The 15,695-nt window shown below is 41.6% G+C and carries 10 protein-coding genes; all 10 read left to right on the top strand.

Going from position 1 to position 15,695, the window contains the following annotated elements; all coding sequences use genetic code 11:
- The first annotated feature begins 83 nt into the window (after window positions 1–83).
- The 10 genes from HDC92_RS02750 to HDC92_RS02705 all read left to right on the top strand — a co-directional run bounded on the left by HDC92_RS02750 (window position 84) and on the right by HDC92_RS02705 (window position 15,647).
- Entirely contained in the window at window positions 84–2,519 is a 2,436-nt protein-coding gene (locus tag HDC92_RS02750) for a PIG-L family deacetylase (protein WP_183872131.1), read from the top strand.
- 11 nt (window positions 2,520–2,530) lie between these two features.
- Entirely contained in the window at window positions 2,531–2,671 is a 141-nt protein-coding gene (locus HDC92_RS02745) for a hypothetical protein (RefSeq protein WP_012781537.1), read from the top strand.
- Window positions 2,668–4,356 (top strand): sodium:solute symporter, encoded by a 1,689-nt coding sequence (locus HDC92_RS02740; RefSeq protein ID WP_183872129.1) that lies wholly within the window; start codon window positions 2,668–2,670, stop codon window positions 4,354–4,356. Before HDC92_RS02745 ends, HDC92_RS02740 begins: the two co-directional genes overlap by 4 nt.
- Window positions 4,357–4,566: 210 nt before the next feature.
- Window positions 4,567–5,142 carry an RNA polymerase sigma factor gene (locus tag HDC92_RS02735; protein WP_221270905.1) on the top strand — a complete coding sequence of 192 codons (576 nt, stop codon included), beginning with the start codon at window positions 4,567–4,569 and terminating at the stop codon, window positions 5,140–5,142.
- Window positions 5,143–5,209: 67 nt separating this feature from the next.
- Complete coding sequence (locus HDC92_RS02730) at window positions 5,210–6,406, top strand: FecR family protein (protein ID WP_183872127.1); 1,197 nt, start codon at window positions 5,210–5,212, stop codon at window positions 6,404–6,406.
- Between the two features lie 263 nt (window positions 6,407–6,669).
- Window positions 6,670–10,020 (top strand): TonB-dependent receptor, encoded by a 3,351-nt coding sequence (locus tag HDC92_RS02725; protein ID WP_255484380.1) that lies wholly within the window; start codon window positions 6,670–6,672, stop codon window positions 10,018–10,020.
- Window positions 10,021–10,042: 22 nt separating this feature from the next.
- Window positions 10,043–11,560 carry a RagB/SusD family nutrient uptake outer membrane protein gene (locus HDC92_RS02720; protein WP_012781542.1) on the top strand — a complete coding sequence of 506 codons (1,518 nt, stop codon included), beginning with the start codon at window positions 10,043–10,045 and terminating at the stop codon, window positions 11,558–11,560.
- Between the two features lie 17 nt (window positions 11,561–11,577).
- On the top strand, window positions 11,578–12,414 hold the full coding sequence (locus HDC92_RS02715) for an endonuclease/exonuclease/phosphatase family protein (protein ID WP_183872122.1): 837 nt from the start codon (window positions 11,578–11,580) through the stop codon (window positions 12,412–12,414).
- Between the two features lie 8 nt (window positions 12,415–12,422).
- On the top strand, window positions 12,423–14,501 hold the full coding sequence (locus HDC92_RS02710; RefSeq protein WP_183872120.1) for a BACON domain-containing protein: 2,079 nt from the start codon (window positions 12,423–12,425) through the stop codon (window positions 14,499–14,501).
- 57 nt (window positions 14,502–14,558) lie between these two features.
- The gene (locus HDC92_RS02705) at window positions 14,559–15,647 is read left to right on the top strand and encodes an SGNH/GDSL hydrolase family protein (protein ID WP_255484378.1); all 1,089 of its coding nucleotides are present in this window, start codon (window positions 14,559–14,561) and stop codon (window positions 15,645–15,647) included.
- Window positions 15,648–15,695 lie beyond the last annotated feature (48 nt).

Genomic DNA, 15,695 nt, shown 5'->3' with positions numbered 1-15,695 from the left:
TGTTACGGTTTTAGTTTTTATTTAGAACCGCAGATTGGCGATTTTTAATTAATTTCGGAATCCGATATAATTAAAACCTGTATATGAAATTTCGTTTATACCTGCTTGTTATTGCCGCAGTTGTTCCTTTTTTAAGCAAAGCACAAAACATGCAGCAGCTAAATGCTGCTGAAATTAAACAGGGGCTGGAAGCATTAAACGTTACAGGAAGTGTACTGTACATCGCTGCACATCCGGATGATGAAAATACCCGTCTGCTGGCCTATCTGGCAAAAGACAAAAAAGTAAGGACAGGCTATTTGTCGTTAACCCGGGGCGATGGGGGACAAAACCTGATCGGTAATGAACAGGCTGAACTGCTTGGCCTGATCCGTACCCAGGAATTGCTTGCTGCACGTCGTACTGATGGTGCCGAACAGTTTTTTACCCGGGCAAATGATTTTGGTTTTTCTAAAAATCCTGAAGAAAGCTTTAAAATCTGGGATAAAGCTAAAATATTGGCAGATGTGGTATGGGTGATCAGAAAGTTTCAGCCTGATGTGATCATCACCCGTTTTCCTGAAGACGGACGTGCTGGTCATGGCCACCATTCTGGTTCTGCCATCCTTGCACATGAAGCTTTCTCGGCTGCTGCGGATCCGAAACAATTTCCAGAACAACTGGCTTTTGTTAAGCCATGGCAGGCCAAACGCATTTTATGGAATACTTTTAATTTTGGTGGTAACAATACCACCGCCGACGATCAGTTAAAACTCGATGTAGGCCTGTATAACCCATTACTTGGTAAAAGTTACGGGGAAATAGCAGCAGAAAGCAGGTCTAACCATCGTAGCCAGGGCTTTGGTTCGGCCAGGCAACGTGGTTCTTCTACAGAATTTTTTACGCTGGTAGCCGGCGAAAAAGCTACCAAAGATATATTTGAAGGGATTGATTTTTCTTTAAAAAGGCTGCCGGGCAGTGCTGCCATACAGCAACTGCTAACCAATATCAACGCAACCTATGATGCTGCTGATCCAGCTGCATCCATCAACAAACTGTTAAAATTAAGAACGCTGGTAAAGGACAAACCATTTAAACATGAGCTACTGGACGACCTGATCCTGGCCAGTGCAGGTATCTGGTTTGAAAGTGCTGCGGCAAATTCAGCGTATGCCTTAAATCAACCTGTAAATGTAAAAGTACAGGGTATTGCCAGGGTAAAGCCAGGCTTTCCGTTTGCTATCAGTCTTGAAGAAAGCAACAGCGGGGCTGCTTTCAGTTTAACACCGAACAAATTGATGTCGGAAGACAAGACCATTACTACCAATGACATTGGCCTTTCCCAGCCTTACTGGCTGGAAAAACAACATCCGCTGGGCTCCTTTGTGGTAGATGACCAGACTAAAATCGGACTGCCCGAAAACCCGGTCGGATTAAGTGCCTTGTTCAAAATAAAAATTGGTGATGCCGTTATCGAAAAGAAGTGTCCAATCGTTTACAAGTATACCGATCAGGTACGTGGTGAAGTTTATCAACCCCTGGTTATTGCACCACCGGTTACTGCTACACTTACAGAAAAAGCGTATGTTTTTAATGGCAATGAGGCTAAACAAATTGCGGTTCAGCTCAAGAGCTTTAAAGATAATGCCACAGGCCAGCTGCAGCCACTGGTTCCGGCAGGCTGGAAGGTGAGTCCCGAGAAAGCCAGCTTTACTTTAGCCAAAGGCGAGGAGCAGGTTCTGGAATTTACGGTTAGCCCCGCAGGCCATATTTCAGGAGGCAATTTAACCTTTCAGGTGATTGTAGACGGTGAAACTTATGATAAAGGTTTACGCGTGATCAATTATGAACATATTCCTTTGCAAACACTTTTTCCACCGGCTGTGGCCAGGGTAGATAAAATAGATTTGAAACTGGCTGGAAGGCGAATTGGTTATATTGCCGGGGCGGGCGATCTGATACCCGAATCGCTGAAACAAATCGGATATGAAGTGGTAAATCTTAACGAGAACCAGGTGATCAATACCGATCTTTCGGGTTTTGATGCCATTGTAACTGGTGTCCGTTTGTACAATGTAAATGATCAGATCAGGAGCATGCAGCCTAAGCTGATGAAATATGTAGAAAATGGCGGTACCTTACTTGTACAGTACAATGTAAATAATCCGCTTAAACTGGAAAATATTGGCCCTTATCCCTTCAGGCTATCGCGTGACCGTGTTACAGAAGAAGGCGCAAAGGTGGGTATCCTTAAGCCCGAAATTCCGGTATTAAATTATCCGAATAAAATTACAGCTAAAGATTTTGAAGGCTGGATCCAGGAGCGGGGATTGTATTTTGTAACGGATGCAGACCCTAAATATACCGCCGTACTGAGTATGAACGACCAGGGCGAAAGTGGCAAAACAGGTGCCCTGATTGTAGCTGATTATGGAAAAGGCAGATTTGTATATACCGGTCTTTCTTTCTTCAGACAGTTGCCGGCAGGCGTACCCGGTGCTTATCGTTTATTTGTAAATCTCTTATCGGGGAAAAAATAATTATTTAAGCCATGAAAAGAGCGGAAACACAAACAGAGGAACAGGAACTCCCCCCTTTTGTTAAAACCTGGAAACAGTTTTACCGCCTGCTGATTGCCTGGCTGGTATTTCTGATCTTGATTTTTTACGCCTTTACCAAGTATTTCGAATGAGTGCTGCAGATTGGTCCGTATTGATCTTAACGCTAGTTGTCATAGTAGTTTATGGCATTTACAAGAGCCGTGGAGCGCAAAATATTCAGGGTTACCTGCTGGGCAATCAATCGCTGCCCTGGTACCATGTATGCCTTTCTGTAATGGCTACCCAGGCCAGTGCCATCACTTTTTTATCAGCTCCCGGCCTGGCCTATTCTTCAGGAATGAGCTTTGTACAGTTTTATTTCGGACTGCCATTGGCGATGATCGTCCTGTGCATCACATTTGTGCCCATATTTCACCGCCTAAAGGTATACACCGCTTATGAATATCTGGAACAAAGGTTTGACCTGAAAACCAGGGCATTAACGGCCTTTCTTTTTTTAATTCAACGGGGTCTTTCAACTGGGATTACCATTTATGCCCCTTCGATTATTTTATCAACTATACTGAATATCAATACCACTTATACTACTTTGTTTATTGGTAGCCTGGTCATATTTTATACCGTCTATGGTGGTACTAAAGCCGTTTCTTATACACAGATGCTACAAATGAGCATCATCTTTTGCGGACTGTTTGCCGCAGGCATTATGGTGGTACACCTGCTTCCCGGCGACATCGGTTTCAGCCGGGCCATTAGCATAGCTGGAAAGATGGGGCGTACAAATGCCATAGATTTTAAATTGGACCTGAACAACCAATATACGGTATGGACCGGCTTGATAGGTGGTTTCTTTTTGCAGCTTTCTTATTTTGGTACCGACCAGAGCCAGGTAGGCAGGTATTTATCGGGCGCCTCTGTTAGCCAGAGCAGGCTGGGCCTGTTGATGAACGGCCTGGTAAAAATACCGATGCAGTTCCTGATCCTGCTGATCGGGGTATTGGTATTCACCTTTTATCAGTATAACCGTCCGCCCATCTTCTTCAACAGTTTTGAACTGAATAAGCTGGAAAAGAGCAGCTATGCGCCTGAACTTGATCAAATAAAGGTAAACTATAACCGTGCTTTTGAAGAAAAACAGCAGGAAGTAAATCAAATGAATGCAGCACTTGATGCAAATGATAAAGCACGCATTGATACACAGAGAAAGGCTCTACAGGCAGCCGATGAGAAAGAAAAGGCCATCAGAAAACAGGTTACTGATTTGATGGTAAAGAATGATGAGCATGCCAATATAAAAGACAATAATTATATCTTTTTGAGTTTTGTAACGCAATATTTGCCAAAAGGGTTAATAGGTTTGCTGATCGCCATTATTTTCCTGGCCTCTATGGGCTCCACAGCAAGTGCTTTAAATTCACTGGCTTCTACAACAGTAATAGACATTTATAAGCGGCTAATCAAAAAAGATGGTTCAGATCACCAATATCTGCAGGCATCGCGGCTGGCGACAGTTTTTTGGGGGGTAGTTTGTATCATAATGGCTTTATATGCCAGTAAAATTGGCAATTTACTGGAAGCTGTAAATATACTGGGCTCTTATATTTATGGTACTATACTGGGTGTTTTCCTGGTCGCTTTTTATGTAAGACAAGTAAACGGGAGGGCTGTGTTCATTGCAGCTTTGCTAACCGAAGCTATTATCGTGCTGCTGGGTAGTCGGGATGTTGTTGCATACCTGTGGTTAAACGTGATTGGCTGTGTGCTGGTGGTGTTGATATCCCTGCTGGTTCAACAAGTCATGCGTAAAGAAAAATAGGCTTCCTGCGGCATGTCCATATCAAAATCTATTTCTTAACAATACGTTGCTATAAAATTAATATCATTAGCTGACTTTTGTATGCTGAGTGGGAGACATTCAAATATTTAATTTTTTTTTATATTGACTTCTTAATGTTTAAATTGCTTTCATTATCCCGAAGCTTTAGCACTATTTAACTTGAAACTACATAAACCTGATTTAACTTTGGTGGATGAAAAAGAACTCGTTGCCCTTTTACAAAAGGGCGATAAAGGTGCCTTTGGGGAATTATACCATCGCTATAAACGCAAATTATATTACAATTTTCGGAAACTGCTGAAATCTGAAAGCCAGGCAGAAGAATTGCTGCAGCAGCTGTTTGTAAAAATATGGGAAAATCGCCTTTCACTAGATCCAGATAAAGTATTTAAGGCTTATTTATTCCGAATTGCCGAGAACCTGGTCTATGATTTTTTCAGAAAGGCAAGCCGTGATAAAAATATGGGGGCAATTTTGATGACCGTTGCGACGGAAAACTACTCGCATATTGAAGAGGCTATTTATAGCAAAGAAAGAGAAGCTCTTATCAACCGGGCCGTAGCATCCCTGCCACCTCAACGCCGTCACGTTTTTACCCTTTGTAAACTGGAAGGCAAAACTTACGAGGAAGTTAGCGTAGAATTGGGGATATCTACCTCAACGATTAATGATCATATTGTTAAGGCAACACGTTCTGTTAGAGAATATCTTTTCGTGTCTAAAGAGTTTGCACTGCTGTTTTTGCTGGCATTTTTCATTAAATAAAATTATTTTTTATATCAGAGCAGATGAAAAGCCTGGCAGCTGCGTATTGGCATAAAAATAATATAATTTGGAAAACCAGGATCGTCTTACACCAATATTTCATAAGTATTTAAATAACCAATGTTCTCCTGCAGAAGTAGCTGAACTGTTTGTTTTCTTCCGTGCCGGAGAAGACCCGGAGTTACTCAGATCTCTGATCCTGGAGCAATTGAATAAACCTACCGGACATATATCGGTTGAAGAGCCAGACGACGAAATGGTTTTTGAGCGGGTGTTTAATTCCATTTCAACACATATAGAATTACAGGCACCCGATATTCAGGTAATTGGTAAACGGTTGTACTATTGGATTGGTATTGCGGCTAGCTTCTTGATCGTTTCTTCTATAAGCTTATATCTGTATTATAGTGCTCATCAACCCTTAAATAACCTGGGAAGAAACAAAGTTCATCAGGCAGACATTGTACCGGGCAGTAACAGGGCGATGTTAACCCTATCCAATGGGTTGGTAATTGCGTTGAACGAAGCCAGAAATGGTGAGCTTGCAAAGCAAAGGAACGGTATCATCAATAAGACTAAGGATGGCGAAGTGGTCTACCGGTCTAACAGCAATCAGGCTAACGCCGTTAACGCCGAATTCAACACCATTACTACCCCGCGAGGGGGACAATACACCATTGTATTACCTGATGGAAGTAAAGTATGGCTGAATGCAACCTCTTCATTAAAATTCCCTGTAGCTTTTACAGGTGCCGTACGGAACGTGGAGCTTAGGGGAGAGGCCTATTTCGAGGTGGCAAAAGATAAAAATAAACCATTTAAACTGACTGTAAATGGTGCCACAGTTGAAGTACTGGGCACACATTTTAATGTAATGGCTTACAGCGAGGAGACAAAAACCAGAACTACGCTGCTGGAAGGATCGGTAAGAATTTCAAAAGGTGATAAAAGTGGTCTTTTGAAACCGGGACAACAGGCTGATATTGACGGGCAAAACAACATCAGGATAAATGAAGCTGATACGGAGCAGGCTATGGCCTGGAAAAACGGCTATTTTAAGTTTAACAGGGACAATATACAAACCATTATGCGGCAATTGTCACGATGGTATGATATAGATGTTGCTTATGAGGGTAAAATTCCAGACGATGAATTTGTTGGTAAGATAAGGCGGAGCGTGAACCTGTCGGAAGTTTTGAAGGTGTTAAAAATGAGCAATGTTCATTTTAAAATTGTAGATAAAAAAATAATTGTAACCGATTAATTAAACCTTTCAAAAGATAATTATGGATAGATAAAGACCAGACCTTCACCAATGGCCCCAAAAAAAAGGAGAGTGTTTGCGGCACTCTCCAAATAATGGCCAAGTAAAAAAATTTCTAACAGAATTCATTATTCAACCAATACAAAACTATGCAATTAAACTTTAATATTAAGGAACTGCTATGTAGTAAAATATTACCCAATAAACAACCAAATAACTATTTAGGGTTATTTCGAATACCACCGGACACTAAGAACCTAATCATGAGGCTTAATATCATCGTATTATTTTTAACATTATCCTTTTTACAGATAAGTGCTAAAAGCTACTCCCAAAATATTAATCTGACTGGGCAGAACATTCCTCTGGAAAAAGTCTTTGCCAGCATCGAACAGCAAAGTGGCTACTTCTTTTTTTATAACTATAAAGAGCTAAAAGATGCCAGACCTGTAACCGTCGGCCTGAAAAATGTGCCGCTAAATGAGGCTTTAAAAAAAATACTACAGGGGCAGCCATATACTTATGCAATTGCTGTGAGTAACAAATCAATTGTGGTAAAAAAGGTATCCCAACCTGTAAATGCAACATTGGAGGTTGAATCGGTAATCATACAGGGCAAGGTAATTGACGAAAAGGGCCTGACATTACCTGGCGTTAGCGTTAAGCTTAAGGGTACGGCAATAGTAGCAATAACAGACAAAGACGGGAAATACAGCATCCGCGTACCAGAGGCTAAAGGAATTTTGGTCTTTAGCTCAGTCGGATATGCCACATTTGAAGTCGAAATTAAAGATCAGAAGCCCATAATTGTAACCATGACTGAGCAGGCATCAGACTTACGGCAGGTAGTAGTAATTGGCTATGGGGCGGTTAAAAAAAGTGATCTTACCGGAGCAGTATCTGTGGTAAAAATGAAAGATATTGAAAATGTACCTGTAATCCGCGTCGACCAGATGTTACAGGGCAGAATTGCGGGTGCAGAAATTGTGAGCACTACCGGCGAACCTGGTGCTGGTACTTCTATACGTATACGGGGAACCCGCTCTATTTCGGCAACCAACGAGCCCTTATATGTCGTAGATGGTGTGCTCGATGCGATAAATAGCCTGAATGACTTGAACCCAAGTGATATTGCATCTATACAGGTACTTAAAGACGCATCATCTACAGCGATTTATGGCTCCAGAGGAAGTAACGGTGTTATTGTTATCACTACAAAGATGGGGGTGAATGGTAAAACCAGCTTTATTTATCATGCAGATTATGGTAGAGCACAATTGCCCCGTTTTCTGGACCTGATGAATGCTGAGGAATTTGCAAATCTGCAAAACGATCGTTTTTTCTTTTCTCTTGGGGTCAACCAAAGTAAGCCACTTGAAGAATACCCTTATAAGAATCCTATTGGCCTGGGCGAAGGTACCAATTGGACAAAAGTAATTTCACGTTCAGCACCGTACCTCAACCATACTTTTTCTGCATCAGGAGGCGATAAATCAACCAGCTATTATTTCTCTGCCAATTATAACAATACGCAGGGAATTATCATAAATAGCGGATTGAAACGCTATCAGGCCCGGCTGAACCTTGATAAAACGATCAATAAATATGTAAAATCCGGTCTCAGGCTCAACTACGCTTATCTGGACCAGAATGTAAACAAGGCCGATATCGGTACAAGTACCCTGTGGTATAAATCCACTGTATTTTTATCACCTACCATAGCTGCATATAAAGCCGATGGCAGTCTGAACGACTTTAATACACAATGGTATACAGGTACGCTGTTTGACTCGCCTTTGGCCAATTCGCTGCTTCAGGAAAAATTTCAGCTAAGAAAAACCCTTTCTTCGTCGTTGTTTGTAGAAGTGAGTCCTGTTAAATCTTTGAAAATCAGGAGTTCGTTGTCATTTTATGATTTTAATAGATTTGACAATACCTTTTATCCCTCAACGCTCCCTACCAGGATGAGTAAGAATTCAGGGGCTTATGCCTATAAGTTTTCGACAGAGGACAATAACATTTTGAATGAGAATACCATTAGCTATAACAAGGTATGGAACAAGCATCATCTTGATGCCTTGTATGGCATTACCTTTCAATCGTACTGGACATCTAGTTTCTCAGCCAGCGGTGATGGTTATTTTATAGATGATATCGGTACAAATGATCTGGGGGCTGTTCCATCAAAAGAAACACTAGCGGTAGGGTCGGGCCTGTCCAGACAAAAGAAGGTTTCCAACCTGGCCCGGATCAATTATAACTACGATGGCCGGTATTTTCTAACTGTAACTGGAAGGGCCGACGCATCTTCAAATTTTGCGTCTAATCATAAATGGGGATATTTTCCTTCCGCAGCCTTTAAATGGAACATCCTAAAGGAAGGTTTTATGAAAGGTGTAAAACATATTGATGAGCTGGGACTGCGTATAAGCGCGGGCATCTCCGGTAACGATGCCATTTCGAGGTATCAATCTTTGTCGCAGCTAAACTCCAGTTCTGGCGGATATATATTTGATGGGGTTACTCCGGTTTCCTACTTTCCGATCAGAATTTCTAATGAAGGACTGACCTGGGAGAAAACAGCCTCTTATGATATAGGATTAGACCTTTCTGTTTTAAAGAATCGTCTTTCCTTAACATTTGATGCTTATACCAGTAAAACTACCGACCTGCTGCTTACCGTACAATTGCCTACACAGGTGGGTTACGTGAGTCGGTTGACAAATATTGGACAAACATCAAACAAAGGAGCGGAGCTGACCATTGAGTCAAAAAATATTGTCAAAAAAAACTTTACCTGGTCTACCACGCTCACTTTTGCGCATAATAGTCAAATGGTTGATGATATAGGGGGGCTGGACAGGATCATTGCTTATGCCAATCCTTTTGGAGCACAGTATATGATGTATGGTTATGAAAAGGGAAGACCACTGAATGCGCTGTGGGGCATGCAATATGGTGGAGTCTGGAAGTCTCAGGCAGAGATCGATCAGAATAAAATTGATAAAAAATATGCTTCATCAGCTGTTAATTTCTATTCTCCCGGTCGCCAACGCTATATTGACCAGAATAATGATGGTTTGTTAGACAACAGCGACCTGATTTATTTAGGTGATTCAGACCCGAAACTGTATGGTGGGATCCAGAACACTTTTAACATTCATGGATTTAATTTGGGTATTTATCTTAATTATTCTATTGGCGGAAAAATTTACAATCCGACAGAATTATTTATGGGCACCGGGACTTATCTGACCAATCAGTTTAAGTATATGGTGAATGCATGGCATCCAATACGTAATCCAACTTCCGATTATCCGCGTGCCGATTCAAAGGATGATATTCCGAATGACAGGTTTTTACATGATGCTTCTTTCCTGAGGTTGAAGAATGTTTCTCTCGGTTATACATTTAACCTGCTGAAACTTACCAACAACAATATAAAATCGCTTTCGCTTACAGCCAGCGGAAACAACCTTTACCTGCTGAAATATTATAACGGTTATGACCCGGAAGTATCCACCCAAAGCGGCGGATCAACCATTAGAAGGATGGATAACGGAGCCTATCCAAACAGCAGGACAGTGACTTTCAGTGCAGAAATCAAATTCTAAATATTACATTTTAAGCTATAAAATGATGAAAATAAAACTTACTAACCTGTTGCTGATGTTTTTCGCACTTGCTACAATAGCGCTAAGTTCATGTAAAAAATCGTTGATGGAAAATGCTGAGGATTTTGTTACACCCGATCAGTTTTTCAAGAACGAGAATCAATGTATAGCTGCCTTAAATGGCTGCTATATTCCTTTTAACGCTATTTTTACATCTGGATTGATGTTGGCCAACGAGGGGGGCACCGACCTTGGATTTTTAAATTCCTCTGCTATAGATCAGAGATTTGAAATTTCACCAGCCAATCCTGGTATGGGCAGAAATCTATGGACCAATTGTTATCAGGGGGTGATGTATTGCAACTCTGCGATACAGGGTATCGAAAAATCACCTGTCAGCGATACGCGTAAACAGGCTTTGATTGCAGAAGGAGTAACACTCAGGGCCATGTACTATTATATCCTTACCTCAACCTTTGGCGATGTACCTTATTATACAGATGCAGTATCATCGCTTGAAGTATTGGATAAGGTAGCTAAACTTGGAAGGATGAGTGCTTTTGAAACCCGTAAAACGATAATTTCAGATCTTCAGAAATATGCACCCAGTCTCCCTGCCAAAAGAACTTCTGATGTACCCGGAAACCGGATTTCCGGCCCCATGGCCAATATGCTGATCGCTAAAATGGCCGTTTGGAATAAAGATTACGAAACGGGCCTGGCAGCAGCGAAAGAAATCCAGAAAATTTACGGACAGCTCTTACAATACCCGCTAACAGATACTTATTTCCGGAACAAGAATACGCCGGAATCTATTTTTGAGGTACAGTTTACATGGTCGGTATCGGGGCTTAAAAAGACTACCAATATTGCTTGCTTTTTTACACCAAGTAAAACAGCTTCCCAGGCAGTTTATGATGGTGTAACCATCCCGGAGTTGGGCGCAACAGCAAATCCCTATACTCCGGTAACTCCTACAGAATATTTCATGTCCCTTTATGACGTGTATGATCCGCGTCGTGAAATTATCCTGGCTTATACTTATAACGGCGTTTTTTTTAAAAGACCGATGAGTGCTAATGGGACCGGAAAGCCATGGATGGGGCCTAAATTCTGGTGCCCGGGTATGGACAATGCTTCTGATGGAAATAACCAGAAGGTGTTCAGGTATGCGGATGCTTTATTACTGATGGCAGAATGTGCCAACGAAACAGGAGACGCCAACTTGGCTATGTCAAGTATAAACGAGGTGAAAGAACGGGCATCGGCCCTTTATAAGTTAACTGCCTATCCGGGCAAAGAAGCGTTTTTTGAGGAGTTAAAAAAAGAAAGGGCCAGAGAACTCATGGGCGAATATACCCGCAAGTGGGATCTGGTGCGTTGGGGTACTTTTTACGAGGCCGTAAAGGCCACCTCGGCAACAGAATTTTCTGTCATTAACGATAATTTAAGGCCTTATCATGAATATTATCCAATCTCAGATAGTGAGGTGTCAAGATCTGAAGGCAGATTGAGCAACCCGAAGTATACAGGCAATTAGGCTAAAAAACTATAATTATGAAGAAATTAAAAACCACCTTTTTGCTGTTGGCACTCATCATGAACTGCAGCGGTCTTCAAGTATTTGCCCAGCATAAATTAAGGGTTATCAGTTATAATATCCTGGAAGGTATGAAAAATGATACCACCAAAGGTAAGCAGGTATTTGTAAACTGGGTAAAATCTTATGCACCTGATATTCTGGCACTGCAGGAATGTAATAAATTTACCCAGCTGTCCCTCGAGGAAATGGCTGCCAGATATGGACATCCGTATGCGATATTGGTCAAGACAACAGGATATCCTGTTGGTATTACTTCAAAATATCCTATTGTGGATGTGCAGAAGATTACAGACAATATGACCCATGGTTTTATTGTCTGTAAAATTAAAGATCTGAACGTGATCGTATTGCATCTTAATCCACATAAATACAGAAAAAGACGGGAAGAGATCGGGGAAATACTTGGTACTATGGCCGTAGCCCCGGTACGGGAAAGATGGATGATTATGGGGGATTTCAATTCTTTTAGTCCTTTGGATAAAGACAATTATCAAGATGGCGATGCATTGAAAAGTTTACAGGAAGCTGCCAAAAAATACAGTTATCATGATAATCTGGTAGATGGGAAATCCCTGGATTTTCAGGTGCAGCAGCAAATTCTGGATTTTGGGCTGAAAGATGCGGGCAAAATCGTAGAACCGGGCAGTATTCCAAAAAGAAGAATTGATTATATATATGTAAGCAAAGATTTGATCAAGAAAGTAACAACTGCCCATTTCATCAGGGATGATTTTACCGCAGGTTATTCCGACCATAAGCCAGTTATTATGGAATTTAAACATACAAATTAAAAGAGATCATGAAAGTAATTTCGTTATATAAAGCAATAAAGGCCACTATACCCTTTGTGCTATTGGCCATATTGTTTAGTGCAGTTTTTTATGGCTGTAAGAAAGATGATACCCAATTTAAAACCAGTCTTTCCATTGACAGGAGGATCGTCCGAGTTGCAGATACAGCTGCGAGTACGCGGATACTGGTGTATGCCGATGGTAACTGGAATTTACAAATTAAAGGTGATGCATCCTGGGTAAAATTAGACCGTGAATCGGGAAGCGGAAAAGGGGAGTTCCAGGCCACTGTACAAAGCAATACAGGGAACCTGCCACGTTCAGTTACTATTGTTGTTACTGCCGATCATAAAACCGATACCATCAGCTTACAACAAAGGGGCTTGGTGCCTGCAATCAATATCACAGATGCAAACGCTAATGGAATTGCCAACGGGGGTGTCATGAAAACTGCAATAGTAACCAATGTGCCCTTTAACCTGATGCAGCATGCTGAGATTTATGATGTTGCCGGCGGAACAGGTTGGATCTCCAACATGGATATCAAGGGCACCAATCTTGTCTTTACACTGGGTCAAAATACTTCGGATCAGCCTCGCCAGGCGGTATTGCGATTGTCCTATCTGGATGCGTTGGGTACACTTACCAAAGATTCTATCGTTGTTAAACAAAATCCTAAAGGTGGTTATGATAATGCGCTGTTAAAAGACTTTGCCTACGTGAAAACTGCCTTGGCTGCAGGCCCGATTACCGAGGATATTTATATTGAAGGGGTAATTGTTAGTGATAAGGGCAATCCGAATATGGGTCAGAACGCCAATAGTGCCACGAACAAACATGTGGTAGATAAGAATGAAAACAGCATTACTTCCTATATTCAAAGCCTGGATGGAAAATCGGGTTTCCGGATCAGGGCCAAAACAGGTGGTGATAATATTTTTGGCCGTAACGAGATAGTCCGGCTCTGGCTGAAAGGTGTTACGCTCAAAAAGGAAACAAACCCTGCCCGTGTAACGCTGGACCAGGTACAATCTATCAATGTCATGTCTAAAGTTGCTTCCTCAGGACCTGTTTTACCAAGGGAAATGTATATGAAGGATTTAACCGATGAAGATGTGTATACCTACGTAAAATTAAAGCAGGTAGAGGTCAGTATACCCAATGGAAGCTTCTTCAATATCAATGAAGGATATATTTTAAGAACAGACGAATATCCTTTGAATATTAGGGATATTGATGGAAATAGCATGTATATGCTGACCAATATAGATGTCCCGTATCGCAGGGATGGCAACCACGTGCCGGAAGGATCCGGCAATATTGGTGGCATTGTAGTGCATGAGGAACTTCCACGTTATGGCGGCAATATTGGAAAATATTCCATCAGGCATGTTACGCGTGAGGATATCGATTTGAGGCAAGACCGTAATGATGGTTTTTCCAATGTACTGGTAGAGTGGAGCAGGTTTAAAACAGAAAATGCAGTGGGTCCCACAGCTGCAAAGAACCCCTTAACACCAGATATCGGTACGGGTACATTAACCCAAAGTCTAAAATCTCCACTCGATTTTACTGCTCCCAACGGTATCATTACTACTTCTGATTTTAACGGGCTGCTGATCGAGTCAACCACGGTTAAAGGAATTATTGGAAATGGGGCATGGTATTGTAATAAATGGTGGGACGATGCAAAAAATACTGGTGCATGGTGGCTAATTACAACCTCAACTACCGGAATTACCAAACCTATATCTATGCAAATAGAGGGCACCAGCAACATTGGCGGACCAACCAACTTCATTGCCGAGTGGTCCGCCACCGGTACAGATTCAGGCACATGGAACTTATTGTCAGAGTACACGCTGCAGGACCAGGTAGATTACACCAATACCTTGTTAACACAAGTGCCAGGCTGCAAAGGTTTGAATTTTCAGTTCCCGCTGGCCGCTTCAGGTTTAACCAATCTGTACATCAGGCTTAGGGTTAAAAACAAAACGGTCGGTAATTCTACATCACCCTCGGGCGGAACGCTTGCCGCTACTGGTATAACCAGGTTAGGTCACGTTTCTATTAAATACAATAAATAATATCCATTTCAACCGTTGCATTCCTAATGGATGCAACGGTTATAAACTTGTACCACCTTGAAAAAAAAAATGTTAAAAGGCCTGATCGTAGCAATCGCCTTCTGCCACTCTACCCGTTTACTGGCACAGACGGACAGCATTGTTTACACAAATGCCAGCAGCCTGTATATATCGGGCAAGTTGTTTAATACTACCAATCCTTATCAGCGAATTGATACAGCAAAATATCCAACTTTACCGGCACCTGTTAAAAGATTGCTTAGCCATTCGGCCGGACTGGCCATTTGCTTCAGCAGCAACAGCACATCCATATCGGCAAAATGGTGTATAAATAAGCCGCTTACCTATAGCAACATGACTACAATAAATAGCCAGGGCTTAAACCTTTATGTGCAAAACAAAGGCAAATGGCAGTTTGCAGGGGTAGCCAAACCCGATAACAAGAAATGTGCACAAGCAGTTATTGTGGAAAATATGGCCAAAGGAGAGAAAAAATTTATGCTATACTTACCTACCTATAATGAACTAAGTAGTCTTGAGATAGGCGTGGCGCCTGGAAGCATCATCAAGTCTACAGCCAATGTGTTTAAAAAACGTATTGCAGTTTATGGATCGAGTGTTACCCAGGGAGCATCTGCCAGTCGTTCAGGTTTGGCCTACCCGGCCATGCTTTCCCGTCATTTTGGTTACGACTTTATCAATATCGGCATGAGCGGAAGTGCTAAAATGGAACCTGCTGTAGTTGCTATGGTAAATGATGTGGAAGCTGATGCATATTTATTGGATTGTATTCCGAACGCATCTGTACAGCAAATAAAAGACCGTACTTTAAATATGGTGGTGGCGATTCAGAAAGCACATCCAGGCAAACCGATCATATTACTGAATAGTATTAGCCGCGAACAAGGATTTGTTGATGTGAAAATGGGAGCCAAAGTTTTAGCCCAAAACAAGGCTGTCGACAGCATTGCCAACATCCTGCTTACCAGACATACCAGAGATTTTTATTTTATTGATGTCAAAGATTTTTTTGGTGATGATCATGAGGCCTCAACAGATTATGCGCACCCTAATGATCTCGGCAATTACAGGTTTGTACAAAAACTGCAGCCCATAATTGCAGCTATCTTTAAAAAGTACTTCTGATAATTCTCCTAATAAATCATTATGACCTTTCCCTCACGTAGTGAAATA

The organism is Pedobacter sp. AK017, from assembly GCF_014200825.1.
GTDB classification, from domain to species: domain Bacteria; phylum Bacteroidota; class Bacteroidia; order Sphingobacteriales; family Sphingobacteriaceae; genus Pedobacter; species Pedobacter heparinus.
Note: the sequence above shows the minus strand (reverse complement) of the source record. Positions and strands in the feature narration are given on the sequence as shown.